17 protein-coding genes are annotated in these 20,617 nt (G+C 68.8%); 4 read left to right on the top strand and 13 right to left on the bottom strand.

All coding sequences use genetic code 11. From position 1 onward, the window contains the following. Positions 1 to 55: 55 nt before the first annotated feature. A complete protein-coding gene (locus tag I6J77_RS03245; RefSeq protein WP_204110546.1) occupies positions 56 to 745 on the bottom strand; it encodes an ABC transporter ATP-binding protein in 690 nt (229 codons plus the stop codon). A 67-nt stretch (positions 746 to 812) separates the two neighbouring features. Next, entirely contained in the window at positions 813 to 2,078 is a 1,266-nt protein-coding gene (locus I6J77_RS03240) for an efflux RND transporter periplasmic adaptor subunit (RefSeq protein WP_204110545.1), read from the bottom strand. A gap of 188 nt (positions 2,079 to 2,266) precedes the next feature. Between I6J77_RS03240 and I6J77_RS03235 the strand changes: the two genes are divergently transcribed. From I6J77_RS03235 to I6J77_RS03225, 3 genes are all read left to right on the top strand, one after another. Then, positions 2,267 to 2,953 (top strand): fumarylacetoacetate hydrolase family protein, encoded by a 687-nt coding sequence (locus I6J77_RS03235; protein WP_204110544.1) that lies wholly within the window; start codon positions 2,267 to 2,269, stop codon positions 2,951 to 2,953. A 77-nt stretch (positions 2,954 to 3,030) separates the two neighbouring features. Further along, positions 3,031 to 3,444, top strand: a complete 414-nt coding sequence (gene mscL / locus I6J77_RS03230; RefSeq protein ID WP_204110543.1) for a large-conductance mechanosensitive channel protein MscL — start codon at positions 3,031 to 3,033, stop codon at positions 3,442 to 3,444. Between the two features lie 173 nt (positions 3,445 to 3,617). Continuing rightward, entirely contained in the window at positions 3,618 to 5,054 is a 1,437-nt protein-coding gene (locus I6J77_RS03225) for a M20/M25/M40 family metallo-hydrolase (RefSeq protein ID WP_204110542.1), read from the top strand. A 133-nt stretch (positions 5,055 to 5,187) separates the two neighbouring features. On the opposite strand, the gene I6J77_RS03220 is transcribed toward I6J77_RS03225, so the two are convergent. The 4 genes from I6J77_RS03220 to I6J77_RS03205 form a co-directional block, all read right to left on the bottom strand. Next, positions 5,188 to 5,577 (bottom strand): hypothetical protein, encoded by a 390-nt coding sequence (locus I6J77_RS03220; RefSeq protein WP_204110541.1) that lies wholly within the window; start codon positions 5,575 to 5,577, stop codon positions 5,188 to 5,190. A 121-nt stretch (positions 5,578 to 5,698) separates the two neighbouring features. After that, the gene (locus I6J77_RS03215; protein ID WP_204110540.1) at positions 5,699 to 8,824 is read right to left on the bottom strand and encodes an efflux RND transporter permease subunit; all 3,126 of its coding nucleotides are present in this window, start codon (positions 8,822 to 8,824) and stop codon (positions 5,699 to 5,701) included. A 4-nt stretch (positions 8,825 to 8,828) separates the two neighbouring features. Beyond that, entirely contained in the window at positions 8,829 to 9,941 is a 1,113-nt protein-coding gene (locus I6J77_RS03210; RefSeq protein ID WP_204110539.1) for an efflux RND transporter periplasmic adaptor subunit, read from the bottom strand. A 207-nt stretch (positions 9,942 to 10,148) separates the two neighbouring features. Then, entirely contained in the window at positions 10,149 to 10,604 is a 456-nt protein-coding gene (locus tag I6J77_RS03205) for a MarR family winged helix-turn-helix transcriptional regulator (RefSeq protein ID WP_056764470.1), read from the bottom strand. A gap of 71 nt (positions 10,605 to 10,675) precedes the next feature. On the opposite strand from I6J77_RS03205, the gene I6J77_RS03200 reads away from it, so the two are divergent. Continuing rightward, positions 10,676 to 11,194 (top strand): O-acetyl-ADP-ribose deacetylase, encoded by a 519-nt coding sequence (locus I6J77_RS03200; RefSeq protein WP_204110538.1) that lies wholly within the window; start codon positions 10,676 to 10,678, stop codon positions 11,192 to 11,194. A gap of 33 nt (positions 11,195 to 11,227) precedes the next feature. Here the strand turns inward: I6J77_RS03200 and I6J77_RS03195 are convergent, their stop codons facing one another. The 7 genes from I6J77_RS03195 to pilQ all read right to left on the bottom strand — a co-directional run bounded on the left by I6J77_RS03195 (position 11,228) and on the right by pilQ (position 20,565). Next, on the bottom strand, positions 11,228 to 12,928 hold the full coding sequence (locus I6J77_RS03195) for a BatD family protein (protein ID WP_204110537.1): 1,701 nt from the start codon (positions 12,926 to 12,928) through the stop codon (positions 11,228 to 11,230). Further along, on the bottom strand, positions 12,925 to 14,817 hold the full coding sequence (locus I6J77_RS03190) for a tetratricopeptide repeat protein (protein WP_204110536.1): 1,893 nt from the start codon (positions 14,815 to 14,817) through the stop codon (positions 12,925 to 12,927). The genes I6J77_RS03195 and I6J77_RS03190 overlap by 4 nt, the downstream gene beginning before the upstream one ends. Further along, a complete protein-coding gene (locus tag I6J77_RS03185; RefSeq protein WP_204110535.1) occupies positions 14,814 to 15,800 on the bottom strand; it encodes a VWA domain-containing protein in 987 nt (328 codons plus the stop codon). Before I6J77_RS03185 ends, I6J77_RS03190 begins: the two co-directional genes overlap by 4 nt. Further along, positions 15,793 to 16,299, bottom strand: coding sequence for a DUF4381 domain-containing protein (locus I6J77_RS03180; protein WP_204110534.1), 507 nt, complete (start codon positions 16,297 to 16,299; stop codon positions 15,793 to 15,795). The genes I6J77_RS03185 and I6J77_RS03180 overlap by 8 nt, the downstream gene beginning before the upstream one ends. Further along, positions 16,296 to 17,231, bottom strand: a complete 936-nt coding sequence (locus I6J77_RS03175) for a DUF58 domain-containing protein (RefSeq protein WP_204110533.1) — start codon at positions 17,229 to 17,231, stop codon at positions 16,296 to 16,298. The genes I6J77_RS03180 and I6J77_RS03175 overlap by 4 nt, the downstream gene beginning before the upstream one ends. After that, on the bottom strand, positions 17,228 to 18,223 hold the full coding sequence (locus tag I6J77_RS03170) for a MoxR family ATPase (protein ID WP_204110532.1): 996 nt from the start codon (positions 18,221 to 18,223) through the stop codon (positions 17,228 to 17,230). Before I6J77_RS03170 ends, I6J77_RS03175 begins: the two co-directional genes overlap by 4 nt. 179 nt (positions 18,224 to 18,402) lie before the next feature. After that, the gene (pilQ, locus tag I6J77_RS03165) at positions 18,403 to 20,565 is read right to left on the bottom strand and encodes a type IV pilus secretin PilQ (protein WP_204110531.1); all 2,163 of its coding nucleotides are present in this window, start codon (positions 20,563 to 20,565) and stop codon (positions 18,403 to 18,405) included. Positions 20,566 to 20,617: the final 52 nt, after the last annotated feature.

Below are 20,617 nucleotides of genomic sequence, written 5' to 3'. Positions count from 1 at the left end.
CTCCCCTGCATCGCAGGGGAGGGCCGGGGTGGGGTCGCTCTTCGCCGCAAGCCCATCACACCAGCGCTCCCTGCTCGACCAACGTGCCCTTGTCCAGATGCAGCGTATGGCTGGCGTATTCGGCCGCCTTCGGATCATGGGTGACCATCACGATGGTCTTGCCGTGTTCGCGGTTGAGCTGCTGCAGCAGGCCGAGCACGTCTTCGGCGGACTGGCGGTCGAGGTCGCCGGTGGGCTCGTCGCAGACCAGCAGCTCGGGATCGGAGACGATCGCGCGGGCGATCGCCACGCGCTGCTGCTGGCCGCCGGAGAGTTCGCTCGGCTTGTGGCTGGCGCGATCGGCGAGGCCGACCAGTTGCAACGCGATCGCCGCGTTCTTCCGGCGCTGCGAAGCCGACAGCTTGGTCAGCAGCAGCGGCAGTTCGACATTGCGCTGCGCCGACAGCATCGGCATCAGGTTGTAGAACTGGAAGATGAAGCCCACGTTCGACGCACGCCACTTCGCCAGCGCGCCGCCACCGAGCTGATCGATGCGCTGGCCGCCCACGCTGATGCTGCCCGCGCTGGGCGTATCGAGTCCGCCGATCAGGTTGAGCAAGGTGGTCTTGCCGGAACCCGACGGGCCCATCAGGGCCAGGAAGTCGCCCTCGGCGATCGCCAGGTTGACGTGGTGCAACACCTCGACCTTCTGCTTGCCGCGCTCATAGGTCTTGGCCAGGTTCTGGATATCGATCAGGGTGCCCATGCTGTTTCTCCGAAGGCTTCGTGACGGTCGCGACGGAGGCCGCCGCAAGAGGACATCTGTTCATGACTCATGGCGTGGCCGCTTTCGTCTGGACGGCCGAACCGTCGTGCAGGTCGGCTGGCGGGGCCAGCACCACGCTGTCGCCCGGCTTCACCGCGGCCGGCAGCAGGCGCAACTCGCCCTGGGCCTGCGCCGCGGGACTGACGGTGCGCTGGCGCACTGCACCGCCGTCGACCACGAACACCACGCTGCGGCCGTTGCGCTGCACGATCGCCGTGGCCGGCACCAGCACGCCTTGCGGGACCGGCGCGGCGGCATCCGGCCGCTCTTCCAGGAAGGACACCCGCACGCCCATGTCGGGAACCACGCGTGCATCCTTCTGTTCCAGCGCCACGCGCACCTTGATGGTGGCCTTGCCACGATCGGCGGTGGGCACGATGGCGACCACGCGGGCGGGAATCTTCCAGTCCGGGTAGGCATCCAGCACGGCTTCGGCCGACATGCCCGGCTTGACCCGGCCGATATAGGCCTCGTTGACGTCCACGTCCACTTCCAGCGAACTCATGTCGACGATGGTGCCGACGCCGGTGCGGGTGAAGCCGCCACCGGCGGACAGCGGCGAGATGATCTCGCCCACCTGCGCGTCCTTGGTGGTGACCACGCCGCTGAACGGCGCGCGCACCACGCAGTAGTCGAAATTGACCTGGGCCACGGCGGCCTGCGCATCGGCGGACTTGGCCTGCTGGCGCTGCGCGCCGAGCTGGGCACGCAGGCTGTCCACCTGGGTCTGCGCCTGCTCGGCACTCTGCTTCGAGACCAGCCCGCGACCGACCAGCGACTGCAGCCGCCGCGCATCGGCCACGCCCTGGGCCAGTTGCGCCTGGTACTGGGCGACCTGCGCATGCGCCGCGTCGGCCTGGGCCCGGGCCGCGGCGAGGTTGGCCCGGTAGCCGCTGTCGTCAAGACGCGCCAGCACCTGGCCCTGCTTCACGTGGTCGCCTTCCTCGATCAGCACCGCGGTCAGCGTGCCGGTGATCTGGGCGGACACGGTGGCCTGGCGACGGGCGGTGACGTAACCGGTGGCCTGCAGCACCGCGCCGGCGCCGCTGTCCGCACTGGCCGCCACCGCCGTCGCGGTCTGCACCGGCACGGCGCGATGGCCCAGCCAGAACCAGCCGGCACCGCCGAGCAGCACGACCAGGGCCAGCCCGGCGGCCACGATCCACGGCCAGCGGGCGCCGCCACCGCCGTGTTCCTCGCGTTGATGGCGCTCGATGCGCAGTTCCTTCAGCAGCTCGGTGTTGTCCACATCCACTCCCGCATTCCAGGCCATGTTTCCGATGAGACAAGCTTGAACGACGCGCCGGGGCGTCGCCATGAGCCGGCATCAATCATCGGACGTGACAGCTGTCATCCGCCCCACTGTCTGTCGACGAACGGGACCGTGGCGGATCGACAGCCCGACTCCCGCGCCTGCTCCGCAGCCTGCGCCGACAGGGCCGCCTTTGCTACGCTTGCCGCATGACCTACGCCATCGCCGCTCCCGCCGTCCCCAGCCTGCCGATCATCGGCAGCGACCAGCGCTTTCCGATCCGCCGCGTGTTCTGCATCGGCCGCAACTACGCCGAGCACGCCCGCGAGATGGGCGCGGTGGTGGACAAGTCCGCCCCGATGTTCTTCTGCAAGCCGGCCGACGCGGTGGTCAGCGACGGTGCGGATGTGCCCTATCCCTCGATGACGACGGAGCTGCACCACGAAGTGGAAATGGTGGTGGCGCTGGCCGGCGGTGGCCGCGAGATCGCCCCGGAACAGGCGGGCTCGCTGATCTTCGGCTACGGCGTGGGGCTGGACCTGACCCGCCGCGACCTGCAGGCGCAGGCCAAGGCGAAAGGTCACCCGTGGGACGTGGCCAAGGCCTTCGATCATTCCGCGCCGGTGTCGGCGCTGCGCCCGGCACACGAGGCGGCACTGGATGACGACAGCGTGCTGCGGCTCACCGTCAATGGCGAGCTGCGCCAGCAGACCCGGCTGGGCGAGATGGTGCACGGCGTGCCGCAGATCATCGCGGCGCTGTCCACCCTGTTCGAACTGAAGCCCGGCGACCTGATCTTCACCGGCACGCCCGCGGGTGTCGCCGCCCTGCAGCGGGGCGACCGCTTTCACGCCGAACTGGTCGGCGTGGCAGCGCTCGACGGGCGCATCGCGTGATCGGCGGCAACCCCTGAGCCCGGCGGGTTGCGCTACATTCGACCCGCCAATCGGCCAAATCAAGGGAGTACCAGACAATGAGCATGCTCAGCGAGTTCAAGGCCTTTGCCATGCGCGGCAACGTCATCGACCTGGCGGTCGGCGTGGTCATCGGCGGCGCGTTCGGCAAGATCGTCAGCTCCCTGGTCGACCAGATCATCATGCCGCCGATCGGCTGGCTCACCGGCGGCATCGACTTCAGCCAGCTCAAGTGGGTGCTCAAGCCGGCCGACGCCAGCGACCCGGCGCACAAGGTGGCCGAGGTGGCGATCCAGTACGGCGCCTTCATCAACACGCTGATCCAGTTCATCATCATCGCGTTCGCGATCTTCATGGTGATCAAGGCGATCAACCGGCTCAGCCGCAAGCAGGAAGAAGCGCCGGCTGCCCCGCCCGCCGACGTGGCACTGCTGACCGAGATCCGCGATCTGTTGAAGAATCGGCCGGGTTGACCGGACAAGCGGGAACGGGGAACAAAGAGCGGAAGCCCAAGCCGCATCGCTCTCGCTGTTCCCTGTTCCCTGTTCCCTGTTCCCCGTTCCCCACCCCCGCCACCCATGACTTCTGGCCTAAGCGCCGCCTGACCTGAGCGCCATAATCGGGGTTTCCCCCGCGGAGTCTCCCGATGCGCCGTCTTCCCCTCACCCTGCTCGCCGCCAGCCTGCTGCTGGCCAGCGGCATCGCCAGCGCCGCCAACACCACGATTCCCGCCACGGCCGTAAAGACGGCCGAACAGTTGCGCGACAAGGCGATGCACGACGACACCGGCTACCGCATCGTCACGTCGCTGACCACCGAAGTCGGCCCGCGCCTGGCCGGCAGCGAGGCCGACCAGCGCGGCGTGGACTGGGCGGTGGCCAAGTTCAAGGCGCTGGGCTTCGACAAGGTCTACACCGAGCCGGTGACCTACCCGAAGTGGGTGCGCCGCAGCGAGCACGGCGCGATCGTGTCGCCGTTCCCGCAGCCGATGGTGCTGACCGCGCTGGGCTATTCGCCGGGCACGCCCAAGGGCGGGCTCACCGCGCAGGTCGTGAAGTTCGACAGCCTCGACGCGCTCAAGGCCGCCGACCCGGCCACGATCAAGGGCAGGATCGTGTTCGTCGACTACCGCATGCAGCGCTACCGGGACGGCCACGACTACGGCGTCGGCTCGCCGATCCGCACCCAAGGTCCGGTGATCGCGCAGGCCAAGGGCGCCGTCGGCTACCTGCTGCGCACCGCCGGCACCGACCCGCACAGCCGCACGCCGAACACCGGCGTGACCGGCTTCCGCGATCCGGCCAAGACGATCCCCGCCGCCGCGATATCCAACCCCGATGCCGACCAGCTCGCACGCGTGCTGGCCTACGGCAAACCGGTGACGGTCAGGCTCGACCTCGACTGCGGCATCGAGGGTGAATACACCGGCGCCAACGTGATCGGCGAGGTCACCGGCGCGAAGCATCCCGACCAGGTGGTCGCCATCGGCGGCCATCTGGATTCGTGGGACCCGGGTACCGGCGCGATCGACGACGCCGCCGGCGTGGCCATCGCGATGGCCGCCGGCAAGCTGATCCACGACCTGCCGCAGCGGCCGGATCGCACCATCCGGGTGATCGCCTTCGCGAACGAGGAAATGGGCCTGTGGGGCGGTCGCGCCTATGCCGAGAAGCACGCGGACGAGGTGGCGAAATTCCAGCTCGGCACCGAGTCGGACTTCGGCGCGGGCAAGGTCTGGCGCATGAGCGCGAGCGTCAAGCCCGAGGCACGCGGTGCCATCGAACAGATCGCCAAGGTGCTCGCGCCGATCGGCGTGGCCTACGACGCCAAGCGTCCCGGCGGCGGCGGTTCGGACCTGTCGCAGATGCACGGCAAGGGCATGGCCGCACTGTCGCTGACCCAGGACGGCACGAAGTATTTCGACTGGCACCACACCGCCGCCGACACGCTGGACAAGATCGACCCGAAGGAACTGGCCCAGAACGTGGCGGTATACGCCGCGTTCTCGTACATGGCCGCCCAGGCGGACGGCGACTTCGGTTCCGCCCCCGGCGCATTCGCCAAAGACGGCGCCGGCGACTGAGCTGCCCTGCTCCCTCCCCTGCTTGCAGGGGAGGGCTGGGGCGGGGTTGCTCTTCCGCAGGATCAAAGATCAAAAGCGAACCCCCTCCCCAACCCTCCCCCTGCGTTGCAGGGGTAGGGAGCAGGAGCATCGCCTACTTCGCGTAATACGCCCCCGAAGCCACCAGCGGTTCGGGCACGCAGAACGTCTTCGGCCGCACCGCGATCGCGATCGGCACCAGCACCTGTTTCTCCACGCCGCCCACGCTGGCGCAGGACGCATCCGCCGGCAGCTGGTAGTGGATGATCCGCACGGTGTACTGCGGACAGACGTCCGAACAGGGATGCTCGGCCACCACCGGCACGCCGCGGTAGCTGCCCAGAACCACGGTCGTGTGCATCAGGCTGGCCTTGTCCCACGGCCTGGCGGCCTGTGCCTGCAGCGCCGCGGCGTCCAGCTGGCCCGGCTCGCTGGCGCGAACGGCACAACCGGCGTTCAGCAGGGCGACGAAGACGGCGGATACGAGGATGCTGTTGCGTGACATGGCATGACTCCCGTTGAGGTCGCCCGACCCTAGCGCAACACGGGCAAAGATGCCGTGCAGATGTCCCCGCGGCGGACCTAAGGGGACGCGGGCGAGTCCCCTCGCCACACGGCAGGACGCGTCAGCGCGATCCGTTCGGCAAGGCGGCGGCATCGACGTGCGGCTTGCGCCCGAAGCGCTGCTGCAGGTGATCCATGTAGATGTAGATCACCGGCGTCAGGTACAGCGTGAGCACCTGCGAGAAGATCAGGCCACCGACCACGGCCAGGCCCAGCGAGCGACGCACTTCGGCGCCGGCGCCGATGCTCAGCGCGATCGGCAGGGTGCCGGCCATCGCCGCCATGCTGGTCATCATGATCGGGCGGAAACGCACGCGGCAGGCCTCGAAGATCGCCTGCGCCGGCGGCATGCCTTCCTCGCGCTGCCGCTCCAGCGCGAAGTCGATCAGCATGATCGCGTTCTTCTTGACGATGCCGATCAGCATCACGATGCCGACGAAGGCGAACAGGTCCAGCGAGGCGTGGAAGATCACCAGGGTCAGCAGCGCGCCGACCGCCGCCGCCGGCAGGCCGGACAGGATGGTCAGCGGGTGGATGAAGCTTTCGTACAGGATGCCCAGCACCAGGTAGATCACGAACACCGCCAGCAGCAACAGCATGCCCATGCCCTGCAGGGATTGCTGGAACGCCTGCGCGGTGCCCTGCACGCTGCCGCTGATGGTCGCCGGCAGGCCCATCGTCTGCATCGCGCGGTCGATGCTGGCCACCGCGTCGCTGAGACTGACGCCCTGGGCAAGGTTGAACGACACCGTCACCGCCGGCAGCTGGCCCTGGTGATTCACGGTGAGCGCCTGCGGTTCGCGGCTGAAGCTGGCCACCGCGCTGAGCGGCACCAGCGCGCCGCTGCCCGAGGTGACGTACAGCTGAGACAGCACCGAGGGATCGTCCTGCAGCTTGCGCTCGACCTGCAGGATCACCCAGTGCTGGGTTGACGAGCCGTAGATGGTGGAGACCTGGTTTTCGCCGAAGCCGATGCCCAGCGCGGTCTGCACCTGGGCCATGGTGAGGCCGAGCGGCGCCAGCTTGGCGCGGTCGACCTTGACCACGATCGAGGGGCTGTTGAGGTCCAGGTCGTTGGTGACGTCCTCGAAGCCCGGCAAGGCGGCGAACGCACGGGTGACCCGACCGCTCCAGTCGTACAGCGCCGGCATGTCGATCGACTGCAAGGTGTACTGGTACTGCGCCTTGGACTGGCGCCCGCCGATGCGGATCGCCGGCGTGTTCTGGATATAGGCGCGGATGCCGGTGACTGCCGCCAGCTTCCGGCGCAACTCGGCGGTGATCCCGTCCACGTCCAGCTTGCGCTGGTTCGCCGGCTTCAGCAGCAGCAGGATCGAGCCGTTGTTGACCGTGCTGCGCGAGCCGCCGGCGCCGATGCTGGACATGTAGCCGGCGATGTTCGGGTCCGCCGCCACGATGTCGACCAGCTTCTGCTGTCGCGCCAGCATGCCGTCGAAGGACACATCCTCCGGCCCCTCGGTGTTGACGTGCAGGGTGCCGTTGTCGCCGGCCGGGATGAAGTCCTTCGGCGCCACGTAGAACAGCAGGGCGGTGGCCAGCAGGCTGAGGCCGAACGCGGCCAGCACCAGCCGCGGCCGGTCCATGCACCAGCGCAGGCTGTCGCCATAGCCGCGTTGCACCGCGTTGAAACCGCGATCGAAGCCGCCGACCAGCCAGTTCTTCCTGCTCTTGTCGGCATCGCCATGGCCGTGCGCCTTGACGAAGCGGCTGCACAGCATCGGCGTCAGCGTGATCGCCACGATGCCGGAAATCAGGATCGCCACGCTGATCACGATCGCGAACTCGTGGAACAGCCGGCCCACGATGCCGCCCATGAACATCACCGGGATGAACACGGCGATCAGCGACAGCGTCATCGAGAAGATGGTGAAGCCGATCTCGCCGGCACCCTGCAGCGCGGCCTCGTAGGGCGGCACGCCGGCTTCCATGTGACGCACGATGTTCTCCAGCATCACGATCGCGTCGTCGACCACGAAACCGACCGCCAGGGTCAACGCCAGCAGCGAGAGATTGTCGAGGCTGTAGCCCAGCGCGTACATCACGCCGAACGTGCCCAGCACCGAGATCGGCAGGGCCACCGCGGGGATCAGCGTGGCCGACAGGCTGCCCAGGAACAGGTAGATCACGAACACCACCAGCGCGCCGGCCAGCAGCAGGGTGAACTGCACGTCGTCGACCGAGGCGCGGATCGACTGCGAGCGATCGTACAGCGTTTCCAGTTTCACCGACGGCGGCAGGCTGGCGCGGAAGCTCGGCAGCACGGCCTTGATCCGGTCCACCGTGGCCACCGTGTTCGCGCCGGGCTGACGCTGGATCGCCAGCACGATCGCGCGGGTGCCGTTGTACGAGCTGGACTTCTGGTCGTCCTGCACGCTGTCGCGCGCCACGCCGATGTCGCCCACGTGCACCGGCGCGCCGTTGCGATACGCGACCACCACGTCGTTGTACGCGGCGGCGCGCTGCAGCTGGCCGTCGCTGCGGATCGGCAGCTGCTGGCGCGATCCGTACAGCGAGCCGGTGGACTGGTTGACGTTGGCGTCGGCGATCGCGTTCTGCACCTGGTCGATGCCGATGCCGGCGGCGGCGAGCCGGTCCGGGTCCACGCTGATCCGCACCGCGTACTTCTGCGAGCCGTACACGCTGACCTGGGCCACGCCATCGATCATCGACAACTGCTGCGCCAGTTCGGTCTCGGCGTATTCGTCGACCTGGGTCAGCGGCATCGTCGAGGAACTCATCGCCAGGTACAGGATCGCCGAGTCGGCCGGATTGACCTTGCGGAAGGTCGGCGGCGTGGTCATCTCCTTCGGCAACTGGCGCAACGCGGAGGAGATCGCCGACTGCACGTCCTGCGCCGCCGCGTCGATGTTGCGATCGAGCTCGAAGGTCAGCGTGATCGAGGTGGAACCCAGCGCGCTGGTCGAGCTCATCGAACTGATCCCGGCGATGGTCGACAGCTTGCCTTCCAGCGGCGTGGCCACCGCCGAGGCCATCGTCTCCGGCGACGCGCCGGGCAGGCTGGCGCTGATGCTGATGGTGGGGAAGTCGACGTTCGGCAGCTCGTTCACCGGCAATTGCGGATAGGCAACCAGGCCGAACACCAGCAGCGCCGTCATCAGCAGCGTGGTCATCACCGGGCGGCGGATGCAGAGCTCCGGGATATTCATGGCTTCAGCCCCGCTTGGCGGTGGCAGCACTGCCGTCGACCAGCAGCATCTGGCCTTCGGTCACCACCTTCTCGCCGGCCTTCAGGCCCTTGTCGATCACCGTGCGCCCCGCGCTGGTCGGCCCGGTGGTGACGGTGCGCTGCTGCACCTTGCCGTCGGCGCCGAGCACGAACACGAAGCTGCCGTTGGTCGAACTCTGCAGCGCATGCACCGGCACGCTGACCACGTTGGTCAGCCGCGTGGTCGGCAACATCACTTGCACGAACTGGCCCGGGGTGAGCCGGTGCTCGGCGTTGTCGAAGCGCGCCTTCAGCACGATGGTGCCGGTGCTGGTGTCGACCGCGTTGTCGATGAAGTCCAGCGTGCCGGTCAGCGGCGCGGCCTGATCGCCCGAGACCGCCACCTGCACCTCGAGCGCACCGTTCTGCCGCGCGGCGCGCACGGCCGGCAGGCTGTCCTGGGGAATGTTGAACGCCACGCGCACCGGCTCGACCTGGTTGAGCAGCACGATGTCGGTGCTGTCGGCGCTGATCTGCGCGCCGGGATAGACCAGCGGCGCGCCGGCGATGCCGTCGAACGGCGCCACGATCCGCGCATAGTCGAGCTGGGTCTGCGCCAGTTCCTGCGCGGCGCGATCGCTCTGCAGGTTGGCCTTGGCCACGGCGAGGTTGGCCTGGTACAGGTCGTAGTCGGCCCTGGAGACGAAGCCCTTGCCCAGCATGTCGGCATAGCGCCGTTGGTCGGCCTCGGCCTTTTGCAACAGCGCCTGGTCACGCGACACGTTGCCACGCGCCTGGTCCAGCTGCGCCTTCAGCAGGGCCGGGTCGATCTGCGCCAGCACGCTGCCCTTGCGCACCAGCGCGCCGGGCGTGAACGACAGCGACTGCAACTGGCCCGACACCCGTGCGCGCAAGGTCACCGTCGACCACGGCTCGACGCGACCAACCAGCTTCAACGACAACTCGATGTCGCCCTGCGTGACCGTCGCCACTTCCACCGGCACCGCCGTGGGCGCGCGAACCGGGTCGGCCCCGCCTCCACCGCCGCGCCCGAAGTGGACGGCGACAGCGACCACCAGCAGGGCGGCCAGCACGAGGACGATTTTTTTCCAGGACATGCGCGGTGGATTCTCGATCTTCTTGCCTGATGCGACGACGGCGGATCGCTCGATGGCGAAGCGGGTCACTGGCCGATGCTGGCGCAGCCACGGTTCAACGCGGCAGCGCGCCTGCGGTTGACCCCGCGGGGGCGGGACACCGCCCACTATGCCCCGCATGACGCAAGTCATGACCGCGACTGATGGCACTGGTCAGCCGCGGGATGATCAATCGTCGGCGCCGGGGCCTTGTTCCAGTGCCTGCAGGTTTTCCTTGATCTGGCCGATCACCGCCAGCGCCTTCTTCAACTCGTCGTGATCGATGCCGCGGGTAACGTCCCGGCGCAGCTCCCGCGCGATGACCTCCATGTCGCCCACGATCACCTTCGCCTGATCGGTGACGTAGAGCCGCCATGCGCGGCGATCCTTCGGGTCGGGCCGGCGCTCGACGAAGCCGGCGGCTTGCAGGCGATCAATCACGCGGCCCACCGCGATCGGTTCCATTTCCAGAAACTCGGCCAGCTCGTTTTGCCGCAGGCCCTCGCGGTGGTACAACATCTTGGTGGCACGCCACTGGGCGCGGGTCAGCCCGAATTTCACCGCGCGACGATCGAAGTGCTTGCGGAACAGCAAGGTTACGTCGCTGAGCAGGTAACCAAAGGAAATGTCTTCCGTTTTCGCCATGATGCGTTGCTACCCCAGCGCGCCAGAATGCCTGCCTGAAGCATAGGGCAAGCCGCCCATTGCGCGAAGCCATGCCGATCAGCACCCTCCACGCCGACATCACCCGCCTCGACGTCGACGCCATCGTCAACGCGGCCAACCCCGGCCTGCTCGGTGGCGGCGGTGTCGACGGCGCGATCCATCGCGCCGCCGGTCCCGGCCTGCTGGCTGCCTGCCGCGCGCTTCCCCAGTCCGCTCCCGGCGTGCGCTGTCCCACCGGCGAGGCACGCATCACGCCGGGCTTCGACTTGCCCGCGCGTCACGTGATCCACACGGTGGGACCGGTCTGGCATGGCGGCCACCACGACGAAGCGCGCTTGCTGGGCCAGTGCTATCGCAACGCACTGCGCCTGCTGCGCGAACGGGAACTGCGGACGATCGCCTTTCCCGCGATCAGCTGCGGCGTCTACGGCTACCCGCCCGAACTGGCCGCCACGGTAGCGGTGCGCACGCTGCGCGAGGAGCTGGCCGACGACGAAGGCATCGACGTCACGTTGTGCTGCTTCAGCGAGGCGATGCGCGCGGTGTTCGCACAGGCGCTTGCCGCCTAGGGACACCGCCATCGCCGCGCGGTGCCGGAACGCTCAGTCCAGCTTGAACGGATACAACGGCGCCAGCCCGGAATCCTTGCCTGCCGCACTCGCCGCACGCCACGCGAAGCCGCGCCTGAATGCCTCGGCCAGGTTCGCGTCGGGCTCCGGCACGGCGGCGCCGGCGTAATGTCGCCGCTGCAGCGCGGCGATCGCCGCATGCTGGCGCGGATCATCCAGCGCCGCCGACAGATCGCCCAGATGCTGGATCGCTGGACGTTCCGCCCGCGCCCACGCCAGCAGACCGCGCGCCTGCGCCGCCGGGTCGCTGCCGCGTGCGGCGGCCAGGAACGCCAGCTGGGCATTTCGGGCGGACGACCGCGCGGGCGCGACCGGCGTCGCCGCCTCACCGGAACGGCGGCGACGCCACCACCAGACCGCCAGGCTGAGCAGCCACAGGCCGAAACTGGCCAGCGCGACCCAGCGCCACGGCGTGCTTGCCGTCGCGTCCGTCGAGCCGGTGGCCACAGTGTGATCGCCGGTCACCGCCGCCGTGGATGCCGCTGCTGCCGGTGGCGTGGCTGGCGCGCCCACGGCGGGCAGCACGTCGATCGTATGGGCGGGTATCCGCGCCACTTCCATCTTGTCGCTGACCACGTTCCACCACTTCAGCGTGGTGGCGGGAATGGTCAGCGGACCGGCGCGTTCGGGCACGATCGCGAACGACTGCTGGCGCCGGCCGGTGACCCATTCGCCGTCCTGGCGATTGCCGCTCACCGGCTTGTCCGGGTAGACGGTGGCGCCGTCCAGCGGCGGCAGGCTCAGCGCCGGCAGGGCTTCCTGCGACAGTCCGGTGGCCTGCAGATTCATCGTGAGGTTGAACGGCTGGCCGACCCGCGGCGCGGCGTCCTGCGCGGTGGGCCAGCCATCCAGGCTCAGGCTCAGTTCGCGCGCGGGCAGCCATGCGCTGCCGCCGAAGTCCGCTGGCGCCGCCTTCACGTCGAGGGTCTGCGCCGGGGCGCTGGCGCTGACCGGCACGGTGGCGCCGAAGAAACTGTCCGGGTCGCGCGGATCGGCCGCCTGGCCTTCGAAATCGACCGGCGGAATTTCCACCTTGCCCGCGTGTTGCGGCGTCACCGCGTAGCGCTGTTCGAGCACGTGATAGCTGCGGCCGCCGCGCTCGGTGTCGTAGTTGAGGCCCTTGCCCAGCGGCACGATTTCCACGCCGGCGACCTGCGGCGGCTGCGGCGCGTCACCACCGATGCGGGCGGCGTAATACAGCCGCGTGACGTAGGTGAACTGCTGGCCGACATAGCCCTGCGCCGGGTTGATCTGCGATTCCATGAACACGTCTTTCGACGAGGCGCTGGCCGCATTCGGGTCGGGCGCGGTCACCGTGAGTTGCAGCGGCGTGGTCTGGCTGCCGGCCACGCTCAGCGCGGGAATCTGCAGTACGCCGGTGTGCCGCGGGCGCAGCGCGATACCGAAGGTCAGCTCGGCGCTGGCCTTGCCGTTGACCATGCTGTAGCTGCTGTTCTGCGAGCTGCCGAGGATCTGGAAGTCCCGGTTCAACGCGCCCAGGTCGGGCGCGGCGACACCCATGCCCTGGCCGTTGACCCGCACGTTGAGCGTCACCGTCTCGCCCAGCTGGACATCGTTTCGATCCAGCGTGGCGGAGACGTCGCCGGCCAGTGCCAGCGCCGGCAGCAAGGCCAGCGCCAGCAGGCATCCGCCGATGAACTTTCGCAGGATCACGGTTCTCCATCCTCGTTCGTGGCGCCGCCGTGGCGCTGCTGGTACTCGAGCTGAAACTTGCGCCGCAACAGCGCGCCGGGATCGTCCGGCACGCGCTGCAGCGCGTGGCGCAGATCCGCCGGCAGCTTCGCCTGCGGATCGTCCTTGGCCAGCGCGCCGAGCTGGTGGCCGTCCTTGCTCTTGTCCCCGGCCTGCCGGGCCAGCGCCTCATCCATCTGCCGTTTCAACGCCTGCTGCGCACGTTCGGCCTGCGCCTTCTGTTCGGCCTGTTCCTGCGCGGTCTGTGGCTTGGCCTGGTTCTCGCCTTCCTTGCCGGAGGGCTCCTGCGACGAATCGCGCTTGCCGTTCTCGTCCTGCGGCTTGTCGCCCTTGCCGGCTTGTCCGGACGGCTGATCCTGGCCCTCGCCGTTCTTCTGCTGGCCCTGCGAACCCTGCTGGCCAGCCTTGCCCTGCTCGCCCGCCGACGACTGGTTCTTCTTGCCGTCGTGGCCTTCGTGCTCCTTCTGGTCCTGCGGCGACTGCTGCTGTTGCTGGCGCAGCCAGTCCTCGACCGCCTGCCGATTCGCCTTGGCGTCGGCGTTGGCCGGATCGCGTTTCAGGGCTTCGTCATAAGCGGCGATCGCCTGCTTGTATTCGCCCTGCTTCGCCAGCGCATTGCCCAGGTTGTAGGCGCCGTCGCTGCCGGGAACCTCGTGCAGGGATTGCGCCGCCACCTGGTAGTCGCCGGCACGATAGGCGGCGGCGCCGCGCCAGGCCGGATCGCGGGCCAGTTGCAGGGCGCGCTTCGCGTCGCCCTGGCGCAGGGCCTGCGCCGCCTGCTGGTCGGGGCGCTGCCACAGGTCCTTCCAACTGGTGGCCGAGGCGGTGCCGGGCAACAGCGGCAGCACCAGCAGCGGCACGACCAGCAACCAGCCACGACGGAACGCCATCGCGGCGATCAGCAACAGCGGCAGCAGCAACCACGGACCGCGATCCTGCCATTCGTCGCCGACCTGGCCTTCGGCCAGGGTCGCGCGGGTGTGGCGCAACTCGCCGTGCAGGGCGTCGATGTCGGCCTGGTCGGCGCTCATCACCACGTAGCGTCCACCGCCGGCGGCGGCCAGTGCGCCGAGCGCGGCGTCATCGCGGCGCGACAGCACCATGTTGCCGCCCGCATCGCGCAGGAAGCCGCCATCCGGCGAGGGCACCGGACCGCCGGCGGGCGTGCCCACGCCGAGCACCGACACGTGCACGCCCGCGGCGTTTGCCTTGCGCGCCGCCGCCTGCGCCGCCGCATCGGCCTGGTCGGTGATCAGCACCAGCGAACCACCGCCGGCCTTGCCATCGTGGATCAGCGTCACGCTCCGTTCGATCGCGGCAGCGGCGTTGTCGCCATCCACCGGCATGGTGTCGGGCGCCATCGCGTCGAGCAGGTCATCCAGGCTGTGTGCATCGGCGGTCAACGGCGCCACCACGAAGGCTTCGCCCGCGTAACCGACCAGCGCGTTCAGACCGTCCCGGTTTGCGTGCAGCAGGTCCCGCGCCTTGTAGCGCGCGCGATCCAGCCGGCTGGGCGCGACGTCACGGGCCAGCATGTGCTGCGACAACGAGATCGCCACCACCTGCGCCGGTCGGCTGGCATACAGGGGTTGTTCGATGCGGCTCCAGGTCGGTCCGGCCAGGGCCAGCGCAGCCAGCGTCCAGGCCAGTGCGAACAGCCACACCGGCAGACGGGCATGGCCGGCGCGACCGCGCAAAAGGTGTGGCAGCAGGGCCGGATCGACCAGATGCGACAACGCAACCTGTCCGCCATCGCGGCGCGTGCCGAACCAGCCGATCAGCGGCAACGCCAGCAGGCCGAGCAACCAGCCCGGCCGGAGGAAATGGAACTGCTGCAGCAACTCGTTCATGCCGACCGCTCCGGCCCGCGCGAGAAGCGCTGCGGCAGCACCACCAGCAACAGCAGCGCGATCGCCGCCAGCAACGGCCAGCGGAACAACTCATGGCGCGGGCGCAGCGCCGGGCCATGCTGCGGCATCGGCTCCAGCGCATCGATCGCCCGATACGCAGAGGCCAGTTCGCTGCTGTCGGTGGCGCGGAAGAAGCGGCCGCCGGTCTGCGTGGCGATGTCGGTGAGCATGTCGGCGTCGAGGTCGGCCGAAGGATTGACCAGCTGGCTGCCGAAGAAGCCGGGGATGCGCAGCCGCGTGGCGCCGATGCCGATGGTGTAGATCCGCACGCCGGCCGCCTTCGCGGCGCGGGCCGCGTCGCGGGGCGCAATGCTGCCCGCGTTGTTGACGCCGTCGGTGAGCAGCACCAGCACGCGGGCCTGCTCGGGCAAGGCCGACAGGCGCTTGACCGCCACCGCGATGGCGTCGCCGATGGCTGTTTCGGTGCCGGCGAGCCCCACCGCCGCGCCCTGCAACTGCGCGCGCACGGCGGAAAGATCGTAGGTCAGCGGCGTGACCAGGAAGGCCTGGCTGCCGAACAGGATCAGGCCCATCTCGTCGCCGTTGCGGCGGGCGATGAAGTCGCCGGCAATCGCCTCGACCGCCGCGAAGCGATTGACCTGCTGTCCGGCCAGCTGCATGTCGCCGGTGCGCATGCTGCCGGACAGGTCCACCGCCAGCATCAGCGCTCGTCCACTGCGCTGCTGCGCCAGCGGCGGGCCCACCCATTGCGGTCGCGCCGCGGCCGCCAGCAGGCACAGCCAGGCCAGCGCCAGCAACCACGGCGTCAGTCCACTCGCGCGCTTGCCGGCCACGCTGGCCAGGCGCACGCCAGGTTGCGGCAGATGCAAAGCCTGGCCGGGCGCAACGGGACGCAGCCAGCGCCGCAGCAGCCACGGCAGCGGCAACAACACGATCACCCAGGGCCAGGCGAACTCAGCCATCGGTCTGCTCCGCGGGCAGCGGTTTCCAGCGGCGCGGCCGCAGCGCCTGCTGCAGCCAGCGACGCACGGCGGCAATCGTCGCGACGTGGTCGAATGCCATCGGCGGTCGATAGAGGTGTTGCTCAAGCTCCGCCAGCTGCGCCATCGTCGCCGCATCCAGCGGCACCCGCGCGAGCGTGCGTTGCCAAGCCTCGCCACGCTGCCGGGTGGAACGCGCATCGTGACGACGCGCGACCCGGCGCAGCAGCTGATGCAGCCCGCCGACCAGTCGCGCCGCGTCGGCATCCCGATCGTATTGCGCGGCCATCCGCTCCAGTTCGCTCATCACCTCGCGCCGCCGGCGCAGCACATCCCGATACTTGCGGACGAACACGATCGCCACGCCTATGATTAGCAGCGCGATGACCGCGAGCGCCCACCAGCCCGGCGCCGGCGGCCACCACGCCGGCTCGGCGGGCAGATGGATGTCGCGCAGTTGCGGGCCGTCGGGCGCGATCATCGGGCGCCCCTCCGCGTGCCGAGCAGGCCGCCCACCGCATCGAAGGCATCCGCCGTAGTGTCGATGCTGCTGCAGCGCAGCCCCAGCGAACGGGCCAGTTCACCCAGTCGCGCCTGCCCGGCCCCCAGCGCACGCTGGAAATCGCCACGCTGTCGCTCGGACTGAAGCATCACCTCGCAGCGTTCGCCGGCATGCTCCAGCGGGTAACGACCCGGCATCGCCGGCGCCAGTTCCAGCACGTCGGCCACCACCAGCACGCTGACCTGCGCATGGCGACCCAGATCGAGCAGCCGCCTGCGTGCCGCATCGTCGCAACTGAAGCCGTCGCTGATCAGCAGCACGCGGCTGGCCCCGTGCAGGACGCGGCCGGCACGCGCCAGCGCATCGGAAAGCGGTTCGAGCCGATCCGGCCCAGCGTGCGCATCCCACTCGGCCATGGCGCCGCACACCGCCAGCGCGCCGCGCGGGCCAGCCTGTGGCCGCACCAGCTGGTCGGCGTGTCCGTACGCCATCACGCCGACGCGTTCGCCGGCGCGCACCGCGCACCAGGCCGCCGCCGCCGCCGCGCGCGCGGCCTGCACCGACTTGAAGCGCACGCGGGTGCCGAAACGCATGCTGGCATGCGTGTCGAGCAGGATCAGCAGGCAGCCTTCGCGATCCTCCTGGAACAGCTTGGTATGCAACTTGCCGCTGCGCGCGGTCAGCCGCCAGTCGAGCCGACGCACGTCGTCGCCGGCCTGGTAGACCCGCGATTCCGCATAGTCCATGCCGCGGCCGTATAGACGGCTGGACTGCTGACCGCTGCGGGCGGCACGGCTCGACAAGGGCGCCAGCCGCACCTTGCCGACCCTGGCGCGCAGGGCGATCAGTTCGGACAGCGATACCCGGCTGAGTCCATCGCCGTCGGCGGCTCGGGAGACGACGGCGTTCACGGCAGCGGCACGAGATCCAGCAGGCGGCCGATCACCTGGTCGGGCCGCACGCCTTCGGCCTCGGCCTCGTAGCTGAGCAGCACGCGATGGCGCAGCACTTCATGGGCAATTGCGTGCACATCCTCGGGCAGCACGTAATCGCGCCCCGACAACCACGCCTGGGCCCGCGAACAGCGATCCAGCGCGATGGTGGCGCGCGGGCTGCCGCCCCAGGCGATCCAGCGCTTCAATTCCGGCCCGTAGTGCCCGGCATCGCGGGTGGCCAGCACCAGCTGGGTCAGGTACTCCTCCAGCGCCGGCGCCATGTGCACCGCCATCGCCGCATCGCGTGCGGCGAACACGTCGGCCTGGCTCAACAGCGCAGGAGCGGCGGCCACCGGATGGGCCCGGCGACTCGCCTGTTCACGAGCGAGCTTGAGGATCGCCAGCTCGGCAGTGGCATCGGGATAACCGATCGTCACATGCATCAGGAAGCGATCGAGCTGGGCTTCGGGCAGGGTGAACGTGCCTTCCTGCTCGATGGGATTCTGCGTCGCCATCACCATGAACAGCTCGGGCAGCTGCCAGGTGCGACGACCGACGGTGATCTGCTGCTCGGCCATCGCTTCGAGCAGGGCCGATTGCACCTTGGCCGGCGCGCGGTTGATCTCGTCGGCGAGGACGATGTTGTGGAACAGCGGGCCGCGCTCGAATTCGAAGCTGCCCGATTGCGGACGGAAGACATCGGTGCCGGTGAGGTCCGCCGGCAACAGGTCGGGGGTGAACTGCACGCGGTGGAAGTCCGCCTCGATCCGCGCCGCGAGCGCCTTGACCGCGGTGGTCTTGGCCAGGCCGGGCGCGCCCTCGACCAGCAGGTGGCCGTCCGCCAGCAGCGCCACCAGCAGGCATTGCACCAGATGCGGCTGGCCGATGATGCATTGCTGCAGATCGTCGCGCAGCTGCGCAAAGGAAGATTGCAAGTGGCTCGAAGGCCCGGTTTCGGGTGTATCCATGAGGCGTTCCGTGGTTGAGGCGAAGGCGGCCTGACCGATGGGGCGACCTGACCGCAAGTTCGCTCGGCGTGCTACAGACCATCAACCATGCCGGAAATTCCATCGCCGGGCACATGCCAGCCGTCACGCATAAAAAAAGAGGCGGCCGAGGCCGCCTCTTTTCGTGGTGCTGCCAGAACTTACTGCAAGGTGTCGCTGAGAATCCGCGGCGTCACGAAGATCAGCAGCTCGGCCTTGGTGTTGACCCGCGACGTGCTGCGGAACAGGGCGCCGATGCCGGGGATGTCGCCCAGACCGGGCACCTTGGTGATGGTGTTGGACTTGTTGACCTCGTAGATGCCACCGAGGACGACGGTCTGGCCGTTGTCGACCAGGGCTGAGGTGTTCACTTCACGCGTGTCGATGGTCGGGATCTTGCCGCTTCCCGGGGCGTCGACGTAACCGGCCAGCGCATCCTTCTTGACGTTGATCATCAGGTAGACGCGGTTGTCGGCGGTGATCGTCGGGGTGACCTTCAGTTCCAGCACGGCGTCCTTGAACTGCACCGTGGCGGTGCCACTGCCGGCGCCGCCCCCGGCGCTGTTCTGGAAGGTCACGTAGCCGATTTCCTGACCCTGGCGGATGACCGCTTCCTGCTGGTTGGCGGTGATCACGCGGGGGCTGGAGATCACCTCGCCACGACCTTCGGTCTGGGCGGCGGAGAGTTCCAGATCCAGCGCATAGTTCGCGCCGAGGATGGCCAGGCCGAAGCTGCCGCCCTTCAGGCTGGTAGGAAGGTTCACGTTGAGGCCACCGGAGCCGACCGTGTTCGGGGCGCTGTTGTCGCCGATCGCGCTGGGCACGCCGCTGCCGAGCTGCAGCACCTGGCCGCTGGGGTTGGTCTGCTTGCCGCTGATGCCGAACTTCGCGCCCAGTTCACGGGTGAAGTCGTCGGTGGCGACCACGATGCGCGATTCGATCAGCACCTGCTGCACCGGCTTGTCCAGCACCGCGATCAGCTCGCGCAACTGGCGGATCTTCTCCGGCGTGTCGTTGAGCAGCAGGGTATTGGTACGCACGTCGAAGGAGACGCTGCCGCGGGGCGAGAGGAAGCCACGCTGGGTGTTGCTGCCGCTACTGCCGCCACCGCCACCGCCCTGGCCCTGCTTGCTGCCGGTGGTGAGCAAGGTGGCGATGTCCGAAGCCTTGCCATAGCTGATCGGCACGTAGTCGGTCACCAGCTCGGCGGTGTCCTGCGCCTTCAGCTTGGCATCGGCCAGATCCTGTTCGTACTTGGCCAGCTCGGCCTGCGGGGCAACCCAGACCACGTTGCCGTTACGGCGCTTGTCGAGGCTCTTGGCACGCAGGATCACGTCCAGCGCCTGATCCCACGGCACGTTGACCAGACGCAGGGTGACGCTGCCGCCAACGCTGTCCGAAGCGACCAGGTTGAGCCCGGAGATGTCCGCGATCAGCTGCAGAGCCGAGCGCACCGGGATGTCCTGGAAGTTGAAGGTGACGCGCTTGCCGTTGTAGCTCGGCTCCTGGTCGAGCTTGCCCAGCTGGGCCTGCTTGGCGTCGGCCTTCTTCGGCGCCACTTCGACCACGTACTGGTCGGCGGTCTGGTAGGCGGACGTTTCCACGTTGCCCTTGACCGCGATCTCCATGCGCGCACCGCCACCGTTGCCGGTACGGGTGACGATCGACTGCACCGGCGTGGCGAAGTCGAGCGTGTCGAGGCGCTGGGCCAGGTTGGCCGGCAGGTTGGCGTGATCAATGGTGACCAGCACCTTGTCGCCGCTGCGGGTCATTTCGGCGTTGGCGCCGCTGCCGCTGAAGTTGATCAGCACGCGACCTTCGCCGTTGGGGCCACGACGGAAGTCGATGTTGGAGATGGCCGGACCGTTCGACGAGGACGGCAGGGCCTTGGTCGGGTCGATCGTGGCGGCGGTGGTCACCGCCTGGTCGGCGCTGCCGTTGTTCACGGTCAGGATCAGGCTGCTGCCGTCGATCCGCGAGCGGTAGCTCGACTCACGCATCAGTTCCACCACGACGCGGGTGCGACCGCCAGCGGAGACGGCGGACACGCCCGAGGTCGAGCCCTTGCCGATGTCCAGATGGCGCGGCGCCGCGTTGTCGGTGTCGGCAAAGTCCACCGCGATGCGCGGCGGGTTGCCGGTCGTGAAGATCTTCGGATCCGGCACCGGGCCATTGCCGAAGTCCATGTGCAACTCCACGCTGCCACCGGGCAGTGCGTCGTAGCTGATGTTCTTCAGCGTGGTGGTGGCTGCCATCGCAGCGCTGGTCCAGGTGGCGCCAGCGATCAGCAGGCCCATCAGCATGTAACGGCTTGCATGGCGCATGACACGGCCCCGCACGGATTGGATTTGGTTGCTCATTGCATCAGCCCCTGTC

This window comes from Rhodanobacter sp. FDAARGOS 1247 (assembly GCF_016889805.1).
Classification (GTDB): Bacteria; Pseudomonadota; Gammaproteobacteria; order Xanthomonadales; family Rhodanobacteraceae; genus Rhodanobacter.
This window is presented reverse-complemented; position numbering and strand designations above follow the sequence as displayed.

Excerpts from the sequence above, each read along its gene's own strand:
- I6J77_RS03180 (WP_204110534.1), bottom strand. The coding sequence starts at position 16,299 with ATGATCGCGCCCGACGGCCCGCAACTGCGCGACATCCATCTGCCCGCC.
- I6J77_RS03220 (WP_204110541.1), bottom strand. The coding sequence starts at position 5,577 with ATGTCACGCAACAGCATCCTCGTATCCGCCGTCTTCGTCGCCCTGCTG.
- I6J77_RS03200 (WP_204110538.1), top strand. The coding sequence starts at position 10,676 with ATGCCGATCAGCACCCTCCACGCCGACATCACCCGCCTCGACGTCGAC.
- I6J77_RS03240 (WP_204110545.1), bottom strand. The coding sequence starts at position 2,078 with ATGGCCTGGAATGCGGGAGTGGATGTGGACAACACCGAGCTGCTGAAG.
- I6J77_RS03170 (WP_204110532.1), bottom strand. The coding sequence starts at position 18,223 with ATGGATACACCCGAAACCGGGCCTTCGAGCCACTTGCAATCTTCCTTT.
- pilQ (WP_204110531.1), bottom strand. The coding sequence starts at position 20,565 with ATGCGCCATGCAAGCCGTTACATGCTGATGGGCCTGCTGATCGCTGGC.
- I6J77_RS03210 (WP_204110539.1), bottom strand. The coding sequence starts at position 9,941 with ATGTCCTGGAAAAAAATCGTCCTCGTGCTGGCCGCCCTGCTGGTGGTC.
- mscL (WP_204110543.1), top strand. The coding sequence starts at position 3,031 with ATGAGCATGCTCAGCGAGTTCAAGGCCTTTGCCATGCGCGGCAACGTC.
- I6J77_RS03235 (WP_204110544.1), top strand. The coding sequence starts at position 2,267 with ATGACCTACGCCATCGCCGCTCCCGCCGTCCCCAGCCTGCCGATCATC.
- I6J77_RS03215 (WP_204110540.1), bottom strand. The coding sequence starts at position 8,824 with ATGAATATCCCGGAGCTCTGCATCCGCCGCCCGGTGATGACCACGCTG.
- I6J77_RS03205 (WP_056764470.1), bottom strand. The coding sequence starts at position 10,604 with ATGGCGAAAACGGAAGACATTTCCTTTGGTTACCTGCTCAGCGACGTA.
- I6J77_RS03190 (WP_204110536.1), bottom strand. The coding sequence starts at position 14,817 with ATGAACGAGTTGCTGCAGCAGTTCCATTTCCTCCGGCCGGGCTGGTTG.
- I6J77_RS03185 (WP_204110535.1), bottom strand. The coding sequence starts at position 15,800 with ATGGCTGAGTTCGCCTGGCCCTGGGTGATCGTGTTGTTGCCGCTGCCG.
- I6J77_RS03225 (WP_204110542.1), top strand. The coding sequence starts at position 3,618 with ATGCGCCGTCTTCCCCTCACCCTGCTCGCCGCCAGCCTGCTGCTGGCC.
- I6J77_RS03245 (WP_204110546.1), bottom strand. The coding sequence starts at position 745 with ATGGGCACCCTGATCGATATCCAGAACCTGGCCAAGACCTATGAGCGC.